This is a genomic window from Nocardia vulneris (assembly GCF_001613425.1).
GTDB lineage: Bacteria > Actinomycetota > Actinomycetes > Mycobacteriales > Mycobacteriaceae > Nocardia > Nocardia vulneris.
Window position 1 is genome coordinate 86,185 of the sequence record NZ_BDCI01000052.1, and the last position, 19,160, is coordinate 105,344.

Here is a 19,160-nt window from a genome sequence, read left to right on the forward strand (position 1 = left end):
CGCAGCGCGATACCGGCGACGGTCGGGGTCTCGAACAGGGCGCGCACCCCGAGCTGGGTGCCGAACGCCGCGCCGATCCGCGACACCACCTGGGTCGCGACCAGCGAGTTGCCGCCCAGGTCGAAGAAGTTGTCGTCGATGCCGATGCGCTCCTGGCTGAGCACGTCGGCGAAGATGCCCGCGACGATCTGCTCGGCCTGGGTGCGCGGGGCCCGGAAGTCGGCCGCGTCGGCGCTGAACACCGGCTCCGGCAACGCTTTACGGTCCAGCTTGCCGCTGGTGTTGAGCGGGAAGGCGTCCAGCACCATGATCGAGGCGGGCACCATGTAACTCGGCAGCTTCTCGCCCGCGAATCGGGTCAGCTCGACCGGTTCGATCGAATGTCCCGGCGCGGGAACGACATACGCGACCAGCTGCTGACCGGTGACGGTGTCCAGCACCAGCACGACGGCCTGGCTCACCGCGGGATGCGCGAGCAGATCCGTCTCGATCTCGCCGAGCTCGATGCGCTGGCCGCGGAACTTCACCTGGAAGTCGGTGCGGCCGATGTATTCCAGCGTGCCCGCGTCGTTCCAGCGCACCAGGTCACCGGTGCGATACATGCGCTCGCCGGTGGCCGAGAACGGGTTGGCGACGAAGCGGTCCGAGGTCAGGTCCGGGCGGCCGCGATACCCGCGCGCGAGCTGACGCCCGCCCAGGTACAGCTCACCCGGCGCCCCGATGGCGGCCGGGCGCAGCCGCGAATCCAGCACGTAGACAGCGACATTCCACTCCGGGATGCCGATCGGCACGGTCACCGTGTCGGCGGCGGTCGCCTCCCAGTAGGTCACCGAAACCGCGGCCTCGGTCGGACCGTACAGGTTGTGCAGACCGGCGGGGGTGATCGCGCGGAAGCCCGCGGCGGTCTCCGGCGGCAGCGCCTCGCCGATCACGAAAACCGCACGCAGCGTGGCACATTGCGCCGCGGTCGCGTGCGCGACGAACACGGTGAGCATGGACGGCACGAAGTCGGTCACGGTAACGCCGTGCCGCTCGATCATGTCCGCGACGTAGAGCGGGTCACGATGCCCGTCCGGGCTCGCGATCACCAGCTTCGCGCCGACCAGCAGCGGCAGGAAGTAGCCCCACAGCGACACGTCGAAGGTGGTGGCGGTCTTCTGCAGGTACACGTCGTCCGCGGTCAGCCGGTACTCGTCGAGCATCCACAGCTGCTGATTGACGATCGCGTGATGGGTCACCGCGACGCCCTTGGGGCGACCGGTCGAGCCCGAGGTGTAGATGACGTAGGCCGTGTTGCCGGGCCGCAGCGGGGCGAGCCGCTCCGCGTCGGTGATCGGCGCGGCCGAATACGCCGACACATCGAGGGTGTCGATCGGCACCTGCCGCACCGACTCCGGTAACTCGAGTTCGTCGGCGGTCAGCGTCAGCACGCAGACCGGTGCCGCGCTGTCGAGGATGTAGGCGGTGCGATCGGCCGGATGGTCCGGATCGATCGGCACGTACGCGCCACCGGCCTTCAGCACCGCGTGCATGCCGACAACCAGCTCCAGCGAGCGGCGCATACCCAGTGCGACAAGGGATTCCGGGCCGACGCCGTCGGCGATCAGGAAGCGCGCCAAACGGTTGACCCGCGCGTCGAACTCGGCATAGGTGAGGGTGGCGCCCTCGAAATCGAGTGCGATGTCGTCCGGCGCCACCGGCATCTGTGCGTCGAGCAGCGCGGCCAGCGTGGTGTCGGGCACCTGCTGCTCGGCGTCGTTCCACTCGACGAGGGTCAGCTGCCGCTCGTCGTCGGTGGTCGAGGTCAGCGACCAGACCGGGGTGTCGGCCGCAGCGGCGAGGAACCGCTCGAAGAACTCGAGGAACCGCGAATGATGGCGGCGCGCTTCGGCTTCGGTGTACAGGTTCGGGTTGGTCTCGAAGTCGATCCGCGCGCGGGCGCCCGCCTCGGACTGGTAGAAGTTGACGCCGAGATCCTCGATGCTGCCGGTGGACAGCACACTCATGGTGCCGACCATCGAGCCCATCCGGATCTGGTCCTGGAACAGCATGATATTGACCCAAGGACCGAAGAACTCCGTGGTCACCACGCCGTCGCCCGCCGAATCACGGCGAATGTCCTCGTGCCGGTACCGCTGATGGCGCAGCGTGCCCGCCACCGTCACGGCCACCTGCTGCAGCAGGTCGGCGACGGTGGTGTCATAGCCGACCCGCAGGCGCAGCGGCACGATGTTGGACGACACACCACCGGAACGCCGCATTGCGGCGGTGGTGCGCGCGGTCACCGGCAGGCTCAGGATGACGTCCTCGGAGCCGGTCCACTGCGCGAGATAGGCGGCGAAACCGGCCAGCAACAGGCCCGCGGGCATCGAGTCATGGCGTGCCGCAGCGGCTTCGAACAGCGCGGTCTGCTCGTCCGAGAGCAGCGCGCTGGCGATGCCGTTGATCGCCGCGGGCTCGGCCGAACGCCCGACCAGGCTGGTGCCCTCCTCCAGGCCCTTGACCTTCTCGGCCCAGTACTCCTTGTCCGAGACGAACCGGGTGCTGTCCCGGTAGGCCATTTCCTGGTCGTAGAGCGTGCGCAGATCGGTGGCCTTGGCCGGCTTGATCTCCTCGCCGTTCACCATCGCCGTGTAGACCTCGGCGATGCGGTTCACGTTGGTCATGGCGGCGAAGCCGTCGAGCGAAATGTGGTGCGCGCGCAGGTACCAGTACCAGTGATCGTCGGCCAGCTGCAGGCCGGCGATGCGCATCAACCGGTCCTCGGTGAGGTTCACCGGGCTGCTGTACTCGGCCCGCATCCACGCCATCGCGGCGGCGGCCGGATCTTGCTCGTCCCGCAGATCTACGTAATAGACCTTGTCATGGTCCGGGATGCTGTGGTCGACCCACTGATACGGCTGACCGTCACGCTCGACGATGCGCAGGAAGCCGGACTCCAGCTCGGTCGAGGCGATGATCAGCGCTTCGCGCAACACCTCCAGATCGAGCACGCCGCGCAGATCGACGTACTGGGCGATGTTGATCGGCACCTGCGGGTCGACGTGCTGGGCATACCAGATACCCAGCTGCGCCGGGGACAGCGGGAAGTACTCGGCCGAACCAGCCTGGACCCGTTCGCCACCAGCTTCGCCGTTTCCGCCGAAATCCTGCCGGTCCAACCGTAACCTCGCTTCCGGAACACCACGCAAGCGCTCCCCGACGACACCCGGACAGGACGCACACCTATCCCAGCGTGGCGCCCGTGTCTCGGGGTTCAGTTCTCATATCAATCAGGCAAAAAAGCTCATTGGCACTATCTGTCGGCCAGGGTGACCTTGTTACATAGGCGCGACCGCGTCCTTTACCCACCCACCGGCACCGCCGGCAATCTCGCTGCAGATCACCGATCCAATCTACCGTCGTCACGCGCACCGAACCAACCAACCGCCATAGCCGACGAACATGATCACAGGCAGCGCCGTTGCGGCCGATCCGAGTACCTCGTGTTGTGGTCCTCACATCCTGCGCGACGGGTCGCGACCGGGGTGCGGCGGGTCAGCTCTGGCGGATCCGCGCCGGGTCGTAGAGGTGGGATTGCGCACACGACGGCGTCGCCGACAGCGCGCGCCCGACCAGGATCACCGCGGCCTGCCGCAGCCCCGCCGCCGCCACCTGATCGGCGATATCGGCGAGGGTGCCGCGCAGGACCAGCTGGTCCGGCTGGCTGGCCCGGTAGACCACCGCGACCGGACAGTCCGCGCCGTACTCGCCGACCAGCTCCGCGGCCAGCTCGCGAATCCGGGTGATGGCCAGGTGCAGCACGAGGGTGGCGCCCGTGGCGGCGAACCCGGACAGCGCCTCGGTGGCGGGCATCGCGGTCGACCGGGCCCGGGTGCGGGTGAGCACCACCGACTGGACCACCTCGGGGACGGTGAGTTCGGTGCCGAGCAGGGCCGCCGCGGCGGCGTAGGCAGGCACGCCGGGCGTGACGTCCCAGGCGATACCGAGCTCGTCGAGGCGCCGGGTCTGCTCGGTCAGCGCCGAGTAGAGCGACGGGTCGCCCGAGCACAGCCGGGCCACGTCCTTGCCGGAATCGTGCGCCCGCACCAGGTGCGCGGTGATCTGGTCGAGGTCCAGCTGCTGGGTGTCGATCAGTTCCGTGCCGGGTGCGCAGTGGGCCAGCACTTCCGGGTCCAGGTAGGTGCCCGCATACAGGCACACCGGCGCGGCGCGCAGCAGGCCGACCGCGCGCACGGTGAGCAGATCGGCCGCGCCCGGCCCGGCCCCGATGAAGTGCACGGTCATGCCGGTGAGTTTAGGCAGGTGACCGTGCGGTCGAGCGGAGACGTCGGCGGGTCAGGCCGTCGCGTTGAAGTGGGCGATCACCTTGCTGGGTCGCAACCGGACGACGAGTTCGCCCGGCACGCCGTTGCGCTTGCCGAACTCTTCGGCCCGGTCCGCACCCATGTACCGGCCGCCGATCTCGGTGGCGGTGCGCAGCAGTTCGTCCGGGTCTTCGGAGAGCGTGACGAATCCACGCAACTGCACCGACGGGTACGGCGGCGCCTCGCCGTCGACGACCACGGCGACCCGGCCGTCCCGCAGGAATGCCTTGCCCTTGCTCGTCGTCTTGCCGGTATTGAAGACCAGCTCGTCGCCCTCGAGCACGAACCAGACCGGTGTCACCATCGGGCTGCCGTCGGCGGCGACGAAGGCCACCTTGCCCGTCCGCGTGCCGTGCTGCAGGAACTCGCGCACCTCAGGATCGGAAAGTGATGCCATGAGTTCAGCCTATGGGCAGACGGCACCGGGCACCGCGCACCGCGGCGCGCATGTTGCCGACCGCCGCCGGATCAGATCGCGCCTTGTTCCCGGGCCCGCGCCACCGCCGAGGTCCGCGACCGCACGCCGAGCTTCGCGTAGATGTGCACCAGATGGGATTTGACGGTGGTCTCGCTCAGGAACAGCTCCTTGGCGATCTCGCGGTTGGACCGGCCGTCGGCGACCAGCCGCAGCACCTCGATCTCGCGCGGGCTCAGTGTGGTGTCGGCGCGGCGCACCCTGGTCATGAGCTTCGACGCCACCGCGGGCGACAGCACGCTCTCCCCCGCGGCGGCCGCGCGCACGGCGGCGAGCAGTTCGGCCGGCGGCGTGTCCTTCAGGATGTAGCCGCAGGCGCCCGCCTCGATGGCGCCGAGGATATCGGCGTCGGTGTCATAGTTGGTGACCACCAAGACATTCGGCGGCTGTGGAAGTGCGCGCAGTTCCGCGGTGGCGTCCGCGCCGGAACGGCCCGGGCCGAAGCTCAGGTCCATCAGCACCAGATCCACCGCGGTGGTCGCGCAGAACGCGACAGCCGCCTCGGCGGTCGGCACGTCGCCGACGACGATGAGATCGTCGCCGCCGCCCAGCAGCGCGCGCAGCCCCGCGCGCACGATCGCGTGATCGTCGGCGAGCAGCAGGCGGATCATGGCCGGTCCGCCCAGAGCGGAAACGCGACGGTCACCGCGGTATGCCCCGGCTCCGACTCCACCGCCATGGTGCCGCCCTGCTGCTCTACGCGCGAGCGCATGGCGGCCAGGCCGAAGGAACCCGACGGCGGCTGGTCGAGCACGTCGGCGCCGATGCCGACCCCGTCGTCCACGACGTCGAGCAGGACCTGCGCGTCGGCGTAGGTCAGCGTCAGACGCAGCCGGGCCGCGTCGGCGTGGCGCACCACGTTCGCGACGGCACCCTGCGCGATCCGCACCAGGGCCGCCTCGATCGGCATCGGCAAGCGCTCGGGAGCGCCCTCCACCACCAGCCGGGCGGTGCACTCGGGGGTGTTGGCGCGCAAGCAGATTCGCTCCAGCGCCTGGGCCAGCGACTGCCCCTCCAACGCGGCCGGGGTCAATTCGGCGATCAGCCTTCGGGTTTCGGCGAGGTTCTCGGCCGCGGTCTCGCGCGCCAAGACGATCTGTTGCAGCGCAGGGTGTTCCGGTGCCGACTGCTCGGCGGCGTGCAGGAGCAACTGGATACTGCTCAGCCCCTGCGCGACCGTGTCGTGGATTTCCTGGGCCAGCCGTTCCCGTTCGGCCAGCTTGCCCGCGGTGCGTTCCTGCTCCGCGAGAGTGGCTCGGGTGCTGAGCAATTCGTCGATCAGGCGCTGCCGCTGCGCCGACTCGCGAAACAGTGCCTGATAACCCAGGCCGATGCCGACCGCCACCGCCGCGCCGAAGATCGGGCCGATCACCCCGGCCACCGACCAGCCACGGTGCATACCGAAGCCGAGCACCGCGATCGCGGTCGATGCCGCGACAGCCACCAGACTCCACGGCCGGGGCAGCAGGTGCAGATAGAGGAAGAACAAGCCGAAAGCCAGGTAGCCCGCGTCGGGGGCGAGCACGACCAGGCCGAGCCACCACACCGTGAGCGCCCCCAGCCACCACTGGATACCGCCCGGGCGTCCGTTCAACACCGACCCAGCGAAGTAGGTCAGCAGGAACAGCGCGGTCGACGCCACCACGGGCAGCGGGTGCGCCGCGCCGGGCAGCAGCGCGCGGACGGCGACCACCACCGCCAGCGCCGTCACCAGCACATGCAGGCCGTACCGCAGCGCGGTGAAGACGGGCGTGAGCGGTGACGAGTGCACCCTCCCAGCTTATGTGCGGCTACCTCGGCGGCATCCATCGAAAGGTGTAAAACGGCACCCACCGTTCGATCGGGCACGGTTCCTCCGCCGGTGCGATGGCGGCGGGCGCCGCGCGGGGAACAGTGAAATCATGTTCGTCGCACTCCGAGATCTGCGCGCCGCCCGCGGTCGCTTCCTGCTCATCACCCTGGTCGTCACGCTGGTGGCGTTGCTGGTGAGTTTCCTGAGCGGGCTCACCGCGGGGCTGGCGCACCAGAACATCTCGGCCGTGCAGTCGTTCCCCGGGGACACGGTGGTGTTCGCCGACACCGGCGGGCAGCCCTCGTTCGAGGCCTCGACGCTGAGCCGGGAACAGGTCGCGGCCTGGCAGTCCGCGGCGGGACCCGACGGCACGGTCGACCCCATCGGCATCAGTCACGGCAAGGTCGATCCCGGCGGGCGGGCAGCGACGCAGGTCGCGCTGTTCGGCACGCAGGGCACGGCTTTCGGCAACCGTTCCGCAACCGCGACCGGCAGCGTGGTGCTGAGCGCCGGCGCGGCCACGGAACTCGGTGCGGCGGCGGGCGATTCGGTCACCATCGATGGGCGCGCGTTCACCGTGCAGGCCGTCGCCGGGGACGACTGGTACAGCCACACGCCGGTGGTGTGGCTGACCCTCACCGATTGGCAGACGCTCGACCCGCGGGCGGGCGCGGCGACCGTGCTCGCGGTTTCCGGTGTGCCCGATATCGCGGCGGTGAACGCGGCCGCGCGTACCCAGACGACGAGTTCGTCCGGCGCGCTCTCGGCGCTCAGCGCCTACCAGGCCGAAAACGGTTCGCTGACATTGATGACGGTGCTGCTCTTCGTCATCTCGGCGCTGGTGATCGGCGCGTTCTTCACCGTGTGGACGGTGCAGCGGATGCCCGATATCGCGACCCTGAAAGCACTCGGCGCGACCTCCGGTTCCCTCGTCCGCGATGCTCTCGCGCAAGCCGCGATCGTACTGAGCGCCGGAGTGGCGGTCGGTCTCGGCATCACGGTCACCGCAGCGGCTTTCCTCGGGGACGCGCTTCCGTTCGTCCTCAGCCCGGCCACCACACTGCTGCCCGCGGCCGCGTTGATCGTGCTCGGTCTGCTCGGTGCCACGTTCGCCTTGCGCTTCCTGTTCACCACCGATCCGTTGACCGCGCTCGGCGCGGCACGTTGAGCCACTGGAGATTTCCCGACATGAGCACCACCGCACTCACCGTCGACGACGTGACCCTCACCTACCCCGACGGCGCCGGTCGCCTCACCGCGCTGGACCGAGTGAGCCTGCGCGTCGAAGGCGGCGACATCGCCGCGATCACCGGCCCCTCCGGCTCCGGAAAATCCAGCCTGCTCGCCGTCGTCGCCACCCTGATCCGTCCCGACTCCGGCCGGATCGAACTCCGAACCCCCAGCGGCAGTGTCGATCTCGCCACCGCCGGTCGCCGCGAGGCCGCCGCGCTGCGCCGTTCGTCCCTCGGCATCGTCTTCCAGCAGCCGAACCTGATTCCCGCGCTGACCGCCCTCGAACAACTCGAGGTGATGACGCACCTGGGCCAGCAGCTCCGCCCTTCCGCTCGCCGTCGCCGCGAAACACGCTCCAGGGCAATGGAACTCCTGGATTCCGTCGGCCTCGCCGACCAGCACGCCAAACGCCCCGCCCAACTCTCCGGCGGCCAACGCCAACGCGTCAACATAGCCCGCGCCCTCATGAACACCCCCGCCCTCCTCGTCATCGACGAACCCACCAGCGCCCTCGACACCGAAAGAGGCTCCGCCATAATCGATCTCATCCTCACCATCACGAAAACCCACAACACCGCAACCCTTCTCGTCACCCACGACCACACCCACCTCCCCCAAATGACCACCGTCCACCACCTGACCGACGGCCACCTGACCCACACCCGAAACAGCGAAAACTGGAACGTTCCAAAGCAATTGGTTCCAAAAACAGCCTGATCGTGAATCCATCTTGACCGTCCTGGCCAACTGTGTTCTCCCTGCGGAGCGCGGGACGATGTACATTGACCTGGTAACGGGCCTTCTGCCCGCAGCCGCCCGACACTTCCTGGAGAGCGTCATGACCGCTGGCTACGAATACCAAAACGAACTCATCAGGACCTACTTTTTCGAAGGCAAGGCAGAGGGCAAAGCCGAGGGCAAAGCCAACGGCGAGGCCAGTGCGCTGCTGCGGGTTCTGCGCCATCGCGGCTTCGAAATCAGCGACGCTCTCGCAACTCGAGTCGAGCAGCAGACCGACATCGCCCAACTCGATGTCTGGCTCGATCGCGCCCTAGACGCCGCCTCGCTCGACGAGGTATTCGGCGAGTAAGCCCCCCCGGGGGCCGCAATGCCTCGCGATCAGGCGCGCAGACCGAGTAGGGCGTTGTGTTCGCGGTGGACCTTGGTGCGGAGGGTGTCTACGAAGGCGGCTACTTCGGGGCGGCGGAGGGTTTCGGGGCGGGCGACCAGCCAGTAGGCGAGGCTGACGGAGACGGTGTCGGGGAGGACGCGGATCAGGTCGGGGTGGCGGTCGGCCATGAAACACGGGAGCAGGCCGAGGCCCGCGGCGGCCCGGGTGGCCTCGACATGGACGAAAACGTTTGTGGAAGTGACGGATTCACGCATGGCGGGGGCGAAGCTGGACGCCAGGTCCAGGTCGTCCACCTGCAGCATGGAATCGATGAAGTAGACGAGGGGGTGCGCGGCGAGGTCGTCGATGGTGGCCGGAGTGCCGTGCTCGCGCAGATAGTCCCGGGAACCGTAGAGGCCGAGACAGTAGTCGGAGAGCCGAATCGCGGTGGCGCGATGCACCTGCGGCTCGCCGACCACCACCTCGAGATCGAGCCCGGACCGCTGCGTCGACGCCCGCCGGGTGGTCGCCACGATCTCGACGGTGATCTTGGGATGCTGCCGCTGCACCTCGGCGGCGGCCGGCGCGGCGAGATAGGCGCTGAAACCGTCGGTCGCCGAAATCCGCACCACCCCTTCCAACACCCGGACACCGCCCGCGTCCGCACCGAGTGACTTGACCGCCGACTCGACGACCTCGGCCGCCGCCAGCGCCTCCCGCCCGAGATCGGTGAGCTCCCAACCGCCCGCGGCCCGGGTCAGCACCCGCCCGCCCAGCGTGTGCTCGAGCGCGGCGATCCGCCGGGAGATGGTGGTGTGGTTGATGCCGAGCTCCTCGGCGGCGGACACGAATCGCCCGGAGCGCCCGACCGCCAACAGCACCAGCAGGTCGTCGGCGCTGGGACGCCGCGCGGAGCCGGCCATATTCACAGCCGCGCCTCGCCGACAAGCCACTGCGCCGCGCATGCAGCGGGCTGGAAGAAGATGCACGCGCCCATGTGTGCATTCTCGCAGATACGTACTGCACATCTAGTCATTGCGGACAAACCGATCTGCACTAATACTTCGTTGCAGCCGAGATTTGTGGGGGCCATCACATCTGGCACCGAGTGTGGCCCCGGGCACGAAGGAGAGTTCGATGAGCGTGCGCAGTGCATTGTGGCCGACGGGCGACGACCCGGGCGGGGCACCGACCGGCCTGAGACGGGTGGTCGCCGCGTCCATGGCGGGCACGGTCGTCGAATGGTATGAGTTCTTCCTCTACGGCACTGCCGCGACACTGGTCTTCAGCAAGGTGTTCTTCGCGAAGGGCACCAGCGATCTGGACGCGATCCTCGCCGCGTTCGTCACCTATGCCGTCGGCTTCGCCGCTCGCCCGTTGGGCGGCATCGTCTTCGGGCATTTCGGCGACAAGTACGGACGCAAGAAACTGTTGCAGTTCAGCCTGATCCTGGTGGGCAGCGCGACCTTCCTGATGGGCTGTCTGCCGACCTTCGGCCAGATCGGCTACTGGGCGCCCGCGCTGCTGGTGGTCCTGCGCTTCATCCAGGGTTTCGCGGTCGGCGGCGAATGGGGCGGCGCGGTACTGCTTGTCGCTGAACACAGTCCGAGTCGCAGCCGCGGTTTCTGGGCGAGCTGGCCGCAGGCCGGGGTGCCGATGGGAAATCTGCTGGCGACCGTCGTGCTGCTGGCCTTGACCACCTGGCTGTCGGAGTCGGCGTTCCTGAGTTGGGGCTGGCGCGTGGCCTTCTGGCTGTCCGCGGTGGTGGTACTGGTCGGTTACTACATCCGCACCAAGGTCACCGACGCGCCCATTTTCGTTGCGGCACAGCAGGAAATGGAGCAGATCAAGGCGACCTCGCTGAGCGTGGTCGAGGTGTTGCAGCGGTATCCGCGTGGCGTGCTCACCGCGATGGGCCTGCGCTTCGGCGAGAACATCCTCTACTACCTGGTGGTCACCTTCACCATCACCTATCTCAAGGTGCAGGTGCACGTGGACACCAAGGTCATCCTGTGGTGGCTGCTCGCCGCGCACGCGGTGCACTTCTTCGCCGTGCCGCTGGCGGGCCGGCTCTCGGATCACTTCGGCAGGCGCCCGGTGTATCTGGCCGGCGCGGTCACGGCGGGCACCTGGGGCTTCTTCGCCTTTCCGATGATGGACAGCGGGCACAACGCGGTCATCATGTCCGCGATCATCATCGGCCTGCTGTTCCACGCGCTGATGTACGCGGGACAGCCCGCGATCATGGCCGAGATGTTTCCCACCCGGATGCGGTATTCCGGTGTCTCCCTGGGCTATCAGGTGACCTCGATCGTGGCGGGTTCGCTTGCGCCGATCATCGCGGTCCGGCTGCTCAACGAATACGACTCGGCCGTGCCGATCGCGATCTATCTGGCTGTCGCGGCGGCCATCACCGCGGTCGCCGTGTTCTTCGCCCGCGAAACGAAAGGATTGGACTTGGCCACCGTCGATCTCGCCGACGCCGAGTATCTGGCAACGCAACCCACCGCCCCGGTGAACGCGAAATGACCGACCTGACAGGACGTTCCGCGCTGATCACGGGCGGCGCCAGCGGTATCGGCGCGGCCTGCGCCCGGGAACTGGCCGCGCGGGGCGCCCTGGTCACCATCGCCGATATCGACGATGTCGGAGCCAAGTCGCTCGCCCGCGAACTCGGCGGAAAACCTTGGGCCGTCGACCTACTCGACGTCGAGGCCTTGACCTCGTTGACGCTCGAGGTGGACATCCTGGTGAACAACGCCGGCGTGCAGAGCATCAGCCCGATCGAGGATTTCGCGCCGCAGCAGTTCCGGAACCTGCTCACCCTGATGGTCGAGGCGCCGTTCCTGCTCATCCGTGCCGCGCTGCCGCACATGTACCGGCAGGGTTTCGGCCGGATCGTCAATATCTCGTCGGTGCACGGACTTCGAGCCTCGGAGTTCAAGTCCGCCTACGTGACCGCCAAACATGGGCTGGAGGGCCTGTCCAAGGTCACCGCGCTCGAAGGCGGCAAGCACGGCGTCACGAGCAACTGCGTCAACCCCGGCTATGTGCGAACTCCGCTGGTGGACAAGCAGATCGCCGATCAGGCCAAGGCGCACGGCATTCCGGAACAGCAGGTGCTGGAGAAGATCCTGCTCACCGAGAGTGCGATCAAACGCCTGGTGGAGCCGGCGGAGGTGGCCGCACTGGTGGGCTGGTTGACCTCGGCGCACGCGGGCATGGTGACCGGCGCGTCCTACACCATGGACGGCGGGTGGAGCGCTCGATGACCGAGCGCCCCGCCCTAGGCCGGCTCGTCCTGCGTCAGGGCGGACAGCGCCATCCGGCGCAGGATGGGCCGGGCCCGCGCGGCGGTCGCCGTGCTCGCGCTGTGCGGGGTGGAGTTGATCAGGCCGAACGCGGCGTGCGCCTGCACGCGCGCCGTCTCTTCGGGTAGGCCGGGGTGCAGGTCACGCAGCACCGTGACCCAGATTTCCACGTACTGGCGCTGGGTGCGGCGCAGCTCGCGCCGGGCGGCGGCGGGCACGTTCTCCAGATCGCGATCCTGGATCCGGATGAGGTCGGCGTCGCCCAGCGCGAAGTCCAGGTGGAAGTCGACCAGGCCGGCCAGCGCGTCCGCCGCGGTCTCGGTGCGCGCCACCACCGCCTTGCCGCCGTCGAGCAGCCGCTGGCTGATCCCGACGAGAAGTTCCACCAGCAGCGCTTCTTTGTTGGGGAAATGGCGGTAGACGGCCGGACCGCTGATGCCGACCGCGGCGCCGAGGTCGTCCAGGCGCATGCCGAGGAAGCCGCGATCGGCGATGAGCCGGGCCCCGGCATCCAGCAGTTGTTGCCTGCGCTGCGCCTTCAGCTGTTCACGGCGGGTGAGCGTGCCGTCGTCGATGCTGGTCACACGCACTCCTTTCGCCCTCGGTGCGGACACACGCGTGCGCGGCTCGCAAGCGCTTCCTGGACATCTCGGTTAACCAAGATTAACCTGGATTCCAGTTATCGGCGACTAACTGGCCTATCCGTCACCCGACCCCGGCCGTCACCGAGTCGCTCCCAGACGCTGACCGACAGGATCACGTGATGACCGTTACCGAAGAGGCCGTCGACAACCGGGTCGCCCACAAGGCACTCGTCGACGACCTGGGCGCCCGGCTGGCGGCCGCCGCACTCGGCGGACCCGCCAAAGCGCGGGACCGCCATGTCGCGCGCGGCAAGCTGCTGCCGCGGCAACGGGTGGACCAACTGCTCGACCCGGGCAGCCCCTTCCTGGAACTCTCGCCGCTCGCCGCGAGCGGGATGTACGGCGACGAGTCCCCGGGTGCGGGCATCATCACCGGTATCGGCCGGGTGTCCGGCCGCGAGTGCGTCATCGTCGCCAACGACGCGACCGTCAAGGGCGGCACCTACTACCCGATGACGGTGAAGAAGCACCTGCGCGCGCAGGAGATCGCGCTGCAGAATCAGCTGCCCTGCCTGTATCTGGTCGATTCCGGCGGCGCCTACCTGCCCGAGCAGGACGAGGTGTTCCCGGACCGGGAGCATTTCGGGCGCATCTTCTACAACCAGGCGACCATGAGCGCCAAGGGCATTGCGCAGATCGCGGCGGTGCTCGGCTCGTGCACCGCGGGCGGCGCGTACGTCCCCGCGATGAGCGACGAGGCGGTGATCGTGCGCAATCAGGGCACGATCTTCCTCGGCGGTCCGCCGCTGGTGAAGGCCGCGACCGGCGAGGTGGTCACCGCGGAGGAACTCGGCGGCGGCGCACTGCATTCGCGCACCTCGGGCGTCACCGACCATCTGGCCGAGGACGATCAGGACGCGCTGCGCATCGTGCGCCGCATCGTCGCGACCCTCGGTCCGCGCCCCGCGAGCCCTTGGGCGGTGTTGCCGCCGGTGGAGCCCGCCGCGTCGCCGGAGGAGCTGTACGACGTGGTGCCGGTGGACCTGCGCACCCCGTACGACGTGCGCGAGGTGATCCACCGGCTCGTCGATGCGAATCCCGAGGGCGACACCGGCTTTCACGAGTTCAAGGCCGAATACGGCAAGACCTTGGTCACCGGCTTCGCGCACATTCACGGCCACCCGGTCGGCATCGTCGCCAACAACGGCGTGCTGTTCAGCGAATCCGCCATGAAGGGCGCGCATTTCATCGAACTGTGCGACAAGCGCAAGATCCCGCTGCTGTTCTTGCAGAACATCACCGGGTTCATGGTCGGCCGCGACTACGAGGCGGGCGGCATCGCCAAGCACGGGGCCAAGATGGTCACCGCCGTCGCCTGTGCCCGGGTGCCGAAGCTGACGGTGGTGATCGGCGGTTCGTACGGCGCGGGCAACTATTCGATGTGCGGGCGGGCGTATTCGCCGCGCTTCCTGTGGATGTGGCCCAACGCCAGGATCTCGGTGATGGGTGGCGAGCAGGCCGCCTCGGTGCTGTCCACCGTGCGCGGCGACCAGCTCGACAGTTCGGGCCGGCCGTGGTCGGCGGCCGACGAGGAGGCGTTCAAGGCGCCGATCCGCGACCAATACGAACGGCAGGGCAACCCCTATTACTCGACGGCCCGCCTCTGGGACGACGGCGTGATCGACCCCGCGGACACGAGAACCGTCCTCGGACTTGCCCTTTCGGTGTGCGCGCAAGCGCCGCTCGAACCCGTTTCCTACGGCGTATTCCGGATGTGACGACCATGCTGAACAAATCTCATCCCGTCGGATTCGACACCGTGCTCGTCGCCAACCGCGGCGAGATCGCGGTGCGGGTGATGCGCACGTTGCGCGCCATGGGCATTCGCTCGGTCGCGGTCTACAGCGATGCCGACGCCGACGCCAGGCACGTGCACGAGGCGGATACCGCGGTGCGACTCGGCCCTGCCGCCGCGCGCGACAGCTATCTCGCGATCGACAAGGTGGTCGACGCCGCCGTCCGGACCGGCGCGCAAGCGGTGCATCCGGGCTACGGGTTCCTTTCCGAGAACGCCGCTTTCGCGGCGGCGCTCGCGCAGGCAGGCATCGTCTTCCTCGGTCCGCCCGCGCACGCGATCGAGGTGATGGGCGACAAGATCGCGGCCAAGAACACCGTGTCCGCGTTCAATGTCCCCGTCGTGCCCGGCATCGCCAGGCCGGGCCTGACCGACGCCGACCTGATCGAGGCGGCCACCGAGATCGGTTATCCGGTGCTGGTGAAGCCGTCGGCCGGCGGCGGCGGCAAGGGCATGCGACTGGTGGAGGAACCCGCGCAGCTGCCCGACGCGCTGGTCAGCGCGCGCCGCGAAGCCGCGTCCGCGTTCGGCGACGACACGCTGTTCCTGGAGCGCTTCGTCACCCGCCCGCGCCATATCGAGGTGCAGGTCTTGGCCGACCAATTCGGCAACGTGCTGCACCTCGGCGAACGCGAATGCAGCCTGCAGCGCAGGCATCAGAAGGTGATCGAAGAGGCCCCGTCCCCGCTGCTCGACGCGGCGACGCGGGCCAGAATCGGTGCTGCGGCATGCAATACCGCGCGCAGCGTCGACTATGTGGGCGCGGGCACCGTCGAATTCATCGTCTCCGCCGACCGGCCGGACGAGTTCTTCTTCATGGAGATGAACACCCGGCTGCAGGTGGAACACCCGGTGACCGAGCTGGTGACCGGTGTCGACCTGGTGGAATGTCAGGTGCGGGTGGCGGCCGGGCAGAAGCTCTCGGTCGAGCAGGACGAGATCCGGATGGTCGGGCACGCCATCGAGGCCAGGGTGTACGCCGAGGATCCCGCGCGCGGCTTCCTGCCCACCGGCGGCACGGTGCTCGACCTGTCCGAGCCCGAAGGCGCCGGGGTCCGGGTGGATTCGGGCCTGCGCACCGGGACGGTGGTCGGCAGCGACTACGACCCGATGCTCTCGAAGGTCATCGCGCACGGTGCCGATCGCGCTGCCGCCATCGCGAAACTCGATCGGGCACTGGGCGATACCGTATTGCTCGGCGTCACCAGCAATATCGAGTTCCTGCGCTTCCTGCTCGCCGATCCGGATGTCGCGGCCGGACAGCTGGATACCGGCCTGCTCGATCGCCGAGTGGCCGATTTCCACGCCGCCGCGGTCGGCGACGAACTGTTCCTGGCCGCGGCGGCCTACCGCTGGCTGGGTCGCTGGCCGAGCGGTCCCAGCGATCCGTGGCGGGTGCCGTCCGGTTGGCGGATCGGCACCGCCGCACCGACCTCGATCCGGCTGGCCGCCGGCGACCGGATCGAGCACGTGTACCTCTCCGGTCGTCCCGGCGCCGCGAGCGGCCGCGTCGGTCAGGCCGAATCCGTCTCGGTGACAGCAGCTTTCACGGATTCGGTGCTGACGCTCACCGTGGCCGGGGTGCGGCACGACTATCGCGTCGCGGAGCAGGACGGCCAGCTGTGGCTGGCCGGGCCCACCGGCATCGCCGTGCTGCGCGAGGTGGCCGAGGCCAGTGTGCGGGGCGGCGCCGAACACGTCGGCGACGCCGAAATCCGTAGCCCCATGCCGGGTTCGGTGATCGCGGTGCCGGTCGCCACCGGCGCCACCGTGGCCGCGGGCGCCCCGGTGGTGATCGTCGAGGCGATGAAGATGGAGCACTCGCTCACCGCGCCGGTGGCGGGCACCGTCGAAATCCTCGTCGCGCCCGGTACTCAGGTGCGCCTCGATCAGCCGCTGGCCCGCATCCGCACGACTCCCGCGGAACTTCCCGCCGACCAAGAAGGAACCCCAGCATGACCGACTTCCTGTCCACCGGCGCCCTACCCGACGACTACCGCGACCTGGCCCTGACGGTGCGCGATTTCGCGCAGTCGGTGGTCGCGCCGGTGGCCGCCGAACACGACGCCGACCACACCTTCCCCTACAAAGTGGTCGAGGGCATGGCCGAGATGGGCCTGTTCGGGCTGCCGTTCCCCGAGGAATACGGCGGCATGGGCGGCGACTACTTCGCGCTGTGCCTGGCCCTCGAGGAACTCGGCAAGATCGACCAGAGTGTCGCCATCACGCTGGAAGCCGGTGTGTCCCTGGGCGCGATGCCGATCTACCGCTTCGGTGACGACAAGCAGAAGCAGGAATGGTTGCCGCAGTTGACCAGTGGGCGCGCCCTCGCCGCGTTCGGGCTCACCGAGCCGGGCGCGGGCAGCGACGCGGGCGGCACCAGGACCACCGCGACCGCCGACGGCGGCGAGTGGATCATCAACGGCAGCAAGCAGTTCATCACCAACTCCGGCACCGATATCACCCGGCTGGTGACCGTGACGGCGGTGACCGGACAGACCGGCGGCAAGAAGGAGATCTCCACCATCCTCGTGCCCACCGACACCCCGGGATTCGTCGCCGAACCCGCGTACAACAAGGTCGGCTGGAACGCCTCGGACACCCATCCGCTGAGCTTCACCGACGTGCGGGTGCCGCAGGAGAACCTGCTCGGCGAGCGCGGCCGCGGCTACGCGAACTTCCTGCGCATCCTGGACGAGGGCCGCATCGCGATCGCGGCGCTCGCGGTCGGCGCGGCGCAGGGCTGCGTGGACGAGAGCGTGCGTTACGCCAAGGAGCGCGAGGCGTTCGGCCAGGCCATCGGCCGTAATCAGGCCATCGCGTTCAAGATCGGGCGGATGGAGGCCCGCGCGCACACGGCGCGCACCGCCTACTATGACGCCGCGGCGCTGATGCTGGCGGGCAAGCCGTTCAAGAAGGCGGCGTCCATCGCCAAACTGGTGGCCAGCGAGGCGGCCATGGACAACTCGCGTGACGCCACCCAGATCTTCGGCGGCTACGGCTTCATGAACGACTACCCGGTGGCCAGGCACTACCGGGACAGCAAGATCCTCGAAATCGGCGAGGGCACAACGGAGGTTCAGCTGATGCTGATCGGACGGGAGCTGGGACTGTGAGCGATGTCGACGGCTTGCGCCGGGTGGTCCAGACCGGCCTGTGGTTCGAGGAACTCGAGACCGACGTGCGCTACGAGCACCGGCCCGGGCGCACCATGACCGAGACCGACAACGTCCTGTTCAGCACGCTGACCATGAATCCCCAAGGGCTGCACATCGATGCGGCCTACAGCGATGCCCAGGAGCCGTTCCATCAGCGCCTGGTCAACTCGCTGTTCACCCTCGGCACCATGGTCGGCCTCGCGGTGGCGCACCTCACCCAGGGCACCACCGTCGCCAATCTCGGCTTCTCCGAGGTGAAGTTCCCGGCGCCGCTGTTCCACGGCGACACCGTCTACGCCGAAACCATCGTGCTGGACAAGCGCCTGTCCAAGAGCAGGCCCGGCGAGGGCATCGTCACCTTCCGCCATATCGCGCGCAACCAGCACGGCACCATCGTCGCCGAGGCCGTGCGCAACGCGATGATCCGCCTGCGTCCCGAGGCGACCTCGGCATGAGCTGGCAGCTGCCCGGTCCCGCATGGCTGTTCTGCCCGGCCGATCGCCCGGACCGATACGAAAAGGCCGCCGCGGCGGCCGATGTGGTGATCCTCGACCTCGAGGACGGCGTGGCCGCGGCGGACAAGACGGCGGCCCGCAAAGCCCTCGCCGAGACCCCGTTGGATCCCGAACGCACCGTCGTGCGGGTCAACGCCGCGGGCACCGACGAGCTCGCGGCCGATCTCACGGCACTGGCGGGCACCGGGTACCGGCGCGTCATGCTGCCGAAATGCGAAGCCGCCGAACAGGTCACCGCGCTGGCCGAATACGAGGTGATCGTGCTGATCGAATCACCGCTAGGCGCGCTGACGGTCGAGCGTGCCGTCCAGGCGCCCAACGCGATCGGCGCGATGTGGGGCGCGGAGGACCTGGTCGCCGGGCTCGGCGGCAATTCCAGCAGGTACGCGGACGGCAGCTATCGCGAAGTGGCGCGCCATGTCCGGTCGAGCACGCTGCTCGCGGCCAAGGCGTACGGCAAGTTCGCGCTCGACTCGGTGTACCTGGATATCCGCGATCTCGACGGACTGCGCGCCGAAGCGCTGGACGCGGTCGCGGTCGGCTTCGAGGCCAAGGTCGCCATCCATCCGAGCCAGCTCGCGGTGATCCGTGCCGCGTACACGCCGCCGGAGGCGGAATTGGCTTGGGCCCGGCGGGTACTCGACGAGGTGCCGAAGCATCGCGGGGTGTTCGCCTTCGAGGGCCGCATGGTCGATGCCCCCGTACTGCGGCACGCCGAACAGATCGTGCGGCGCGCCGGACGCGCCTGACCACCCGTTA

At 68.7% G+C, this 19,160-nt stretch carries 17 protein-coding genes (1 of these 17 running past the window's edge); 10 read left to right on the forward strand and 7 right to left on the reverse strand.

The window, feature by feature from the left end; genetic code table 11:
* The 5 genes from NVU01S_RS40340 to NVU01S_RS40360 form a co-directional block, all read right to left on the reverse strand.
* Positions 1 to 3,161: the 5' portion of a non-ribosomal peptide synthase/polyketide synthase gene (locus NVU01S_RS40340; RefSeq protein WP_043672785.1), read on the reverse strand. Its footprint begins 40,690 nt before the window's first position; only the first 3,161 of its 43,851 coding nucleotides appear in the window; the start codon lies at positions 3,159 to 3,161; its stop codon lies beyond the left edge, outside the window.
* A gap of 376 nt (positions 3,162 to 3,537) precedes the next feature.
* Complete coding sequence (gene cobM / locus NVU01S_RS40345; protein WP_043672782.1) at positions 3,538 to 4,287, reverse strand: precorrin-4 C(11)-methyltransferase; 750 nt, start codon at positions 4,285 to 4,287, stop codon at positions 3,538 to 3,540.
* 51 nt (positions 4,288 to 4,338) lie between these two features.
* A complete protein-coding gene (locus tag NVU01S_RS40350; protein WP_014988380.1) occupies positions 4,339 to 4,764 on the reverse strand; it encodes a PPOX class F420-dependent oxidoreductase in 426 nt (141 codons plus the stop codon).
* Between the two features lie 71 nt (positions 4,765 to 4,835).
* Positions 4,836 to 5,453, reverse strand: a complete 618-nt coding sequence (locus tag NVU01S_RS40355) for a response regulator transcription factor (RefSeq protein WP_043672779.1) — start codon at positions 5,451 to 5,453, stop codon at positions 4,836 to 4,838.
* Positions 5,450 to 6,613 carry a sensor histidine kinase gene (locus NVU01S_RS40360; protein ID WP_043672776.1) on the reverse strand — a complete coding sequence of 388 codons (1,164 nt, stop codon included), beginning with the start codon at positions 6,611 to 6,613 and terminating at the stop codon, positions 5,450 to 5,452. Before NVU01S_RS40360 ends, NVU01S_RS40355 begins: the two co-directional genes overlap by 4 nt.
* A 130-nt stretch (positions 6,614 to 6,743) precedes the next feature.
* Here NVU01S_RS40360 and NVU01S_RS40365 point away from each other — a divergent pair, with 130 nt between their 5' ends.
* From NVU01S_RS40365 to NVU01S_RS40375, 3 genes are read left to right on the forward strand one after another with little or no spacing between them, the layout of a single operon-like run.
* A complete protein-coding gene (locus NVU01S_RS40365; protein WP_043672774.1) occupies positions 6,744 to 7,802 on the forward strand; it encodes an ABC transporter permease in 1,059 nt (352 codons plus the stop codon).
* A 20-nt stretch (positions 7,803 to 7,822) separates the two neighbouring features.
* Positions 7,823 to 8,584, forward strand: a complete 762-nt coding sequence (locus NVU01S_RS40370) for an ABC transporter ATP-binding protein (protein WP_043672771.1) — start codon at positions 7,823 to 7,825, stop codon at positions 8,582 to 8,584.
* Between the two features lie 58 nt (positions 8,585 to 8,642).
* Positions 8,643 to 8,957 carry an ACT domain-containing protein gene (locus NVU01S_RS40375; RefSeq protein WP_156161637.1) on the forward strand — a complete coding sequence of 105 codons (315 nt, stop codon included), beginning with the start codon at positions 8,643 to 8,645 and terminating at the stop codon, positions 8,955 to 8,957.
* Positions 8,958 to 8,986: 29 nt separating this feature from the next.
* Here NVU01S_RS40375 and NVU01S_RS40380 read toward each other — a convergent pair whose 3' ends face one another.
* Positions 8,987 to 9,901: a LysR family transcriptional regulator gene (locus NVU01S_RS40380; RefSeq protein WP_175068947.1), complete on the reverse strand. Its 915-nt coding sequence runs from the start codon at positions 9,899 to 9,901 to the stop codon at positions 8,987 to 8,989.
* 214 nt (positions 9,902 to 10,115) lie between these two features.
* Here NVU01S_RS40380 and NVU01S_RS40385 point away from each other — a divergent pair, with 214 nt between their 5' ends.
* Positions 10,116 to 11,507, forward strand: coding sequence for an MFS transporter (locus NVU01S_RS40385; RefSeq protein ID WP_043672764.1), 1,392 nt, complete (start codon positions 10,116 to 10,118; stop codon positions 11,505 to 11,507).
* Complete coding sequence (locus NVU01S_RS40390; RefSeq protein WP_043672761.1) at positions 11,504 to 12,250, forward strand: 3-hydroxybutyrate dehydrogenase; 747 nt, start codon at positions 11,504 to 11,506, stop codon at positions 12,248 to 12,250. The genes NVU01S_RS40385 and NVU01S_RS40390 overlap by 4 nt, the downstream gene beginning before the upstream one ends.
* A gap of 14 nt (positions 12,251 to 12,264) precedes the next feature.
* On the opposite strand, the gene NVU01S_RS40395 is transcribed toward NVU01S_RS40390, so the two are convergent.
* A complete protein-coding gene (locus tag NVU01S_RS40395) occupies positions 12,265 to 12,873 on the reverse strand; it encodes an SACE_7040 family transcriptional regulator (RefSeq protein ID WP_043672758.1) in 609 nt (202 codons plus the stop codon).
* A gap of 179 nt (positions 12,874 to 13,052) precedes the next feature.
* Between NVU01S_RS40395 and NVU01S_RS40400 the strand changes: the two genes are divergently transcribed.
* The 5 genes from NVU01S_RS40400 to NVU01S_RS40420 are packed head-to-tail and all read left to right on the forward strand — an operon-like array spanning position 13,053 to position 19,150.
* Positions 13,053 to 14,651 carry a carboxyl transferase domain-containing protein gene (locus NVU01S_RS40400; RefSeq protein WP_043672755.1) on the forward strand — a complete coding sequence of 533 codons (1,599 nt, stop codon included), beginning with the start codon at positions 13,053 to 13,055 and terminating at the stop codon, positions 14,649 to 14,651.
* Positions 14,652 to 14,656: 5 nt separating this feature from the next.
* A complete protein-coding gene (locus tag NVU01S_RS40405; RefSeq protein WP_043672882.1) occupies positions 14,657 to 16,687 on the forward strand; it encodes an acetyl-CoA carboxylase biotin carboxylase subunit in 2,031 nt (676 codons plus the stop codon).
* Positions 16,684 to 17,844, forward strand: a complete 1,161-nt coding sequence (locus NVU01S_RS40410; protein ID WP_043672752.1) for an acyl-CoA dehydrogenase family protein — start codon at positions 16,684 to 16,686, stop codon at positions 17,842 to 17,844. The genes NVU01S_RS40405 and NVU01S_RS40410 overlap by 4 nt, the downstream gene beginning before the upstream one ends.
* A complete protein-coding gene (locus tag NVU01S_RS40415) occupies positions 17,841 to 18,341 on the forward strand; it encodes a MaoC family dehydratase (RefSeq protein ID WP_043672749.1) in 501 nt (166 codons plus the stop codon). Before NVU01S_RS40410 ends, NVU01S_RS40415 begins: the two co-directional genes overlap by 4 nt.
* Entirely contained in the window at positions 18,338 to 19,150 is an 813-nt protein-coding gene (locus tag NVU01S_RS40420) for an HpcH/HpaI aldolase/citrate lyase family protein (protein ID WP_043672745.1), read from the forward strand. Before NVU01S_RS40415 ends, NVU01S_RS40420 begins: the two co-directional genes overlap by 4 nt.
* The last annotated feature ends 10 nt before the right edge of the window (positions 19,151 to 19,160 follow it).

Coding starts and splice junctions, on each gene's coding strand:
- cobM (WP_043672782.1), bottom strand. CDS start 4,287: ATGACCGTGCACTTCATCGGGGCCGGGCCGGGCGCGGCCGATCTGCTC.
- NVU01S_RS40350 (WP_014988380.1), bottom strand. CDS start 4,764: ATGGCATCACTTTCCGATCCTGAGGTGCGCGAGTTCCTGCAGCACGGC.
- NVU01S_RS40355 (WP_043672779.1), bottom strand. CDS start 5,453: ATGATCCGCCTGCTGCTCGCCGACGATCACGCGATCGTGCGCGCGGGG.
- NVU01S_RS40365 (WP_043672774.1), top strand. CDS start 6,744: ATGTTCGTCGCACTCCGAGATCTGCGCGCCGCCCGCGGTCGCTTCCTG.
- NVU01S_RS40370 (WP_043672771.1), top strand. CDS start 7,823: ATGAGCACCACCGCACTCACCGTCGACGACGTGACCCTCACCTACCCC.
- NVU01S_RS40375 (WP_156161637.1), top strand. CDS start 8,643: ATGTACATTGACCTGGTAACGGGCCTTCTGCCCGCAGCCGCCCGACAC.
- NVU01S_RS40380 (WP_175068947.1), bottom strand. CDS start 9,901: ATGGCCGGCTCCGCGCGGCGTCCCAGCGCCGACGACCTGCTGGTGCTG.
- NVU01S_RS40385 (WP_043672764.1), top strand. CDS start 10,116: ATGAGCGTGCGCAGTGCATTGTGGCCGACGGGCGACGACCCGGGCGGG.
- NVU01S_RS40390 (WP_043672761.1), top strand. CDS start 11,504: ATGACCGACCTGACAGGACGTTCCGCGCTGATCACGGGCGGCGCCAGC.
- NVU01S_RS40400 (WP_043672755.1), top strand. CDS start 13,053: ATGACCGTTACCGAAGAGGCCGTCGACAACCGGGTCGCCCACAAGGCA.
- NVU01S_RS40405 (WP_043672882.1), top strand. CDS start 14,657: ATGCTGAACAAATCTCATCCCGTCGGATTCGACACCGTGCTCGTCGCC.
- NVU01S_RS40410 (WP_043672752.1), top strand. CDS start 16,684: ATGACCGACTTCCTGTCCACCGGCGCCCTACCCGACGACTACCGCGAC.
- NVU01S_RS40420 (WP_043672745.1), top strand. CDS start 18,338: ATGAGCTGGCAGCTGCCCGGTCCCGCATGGCTGTTCTGCCCGGCCGAT.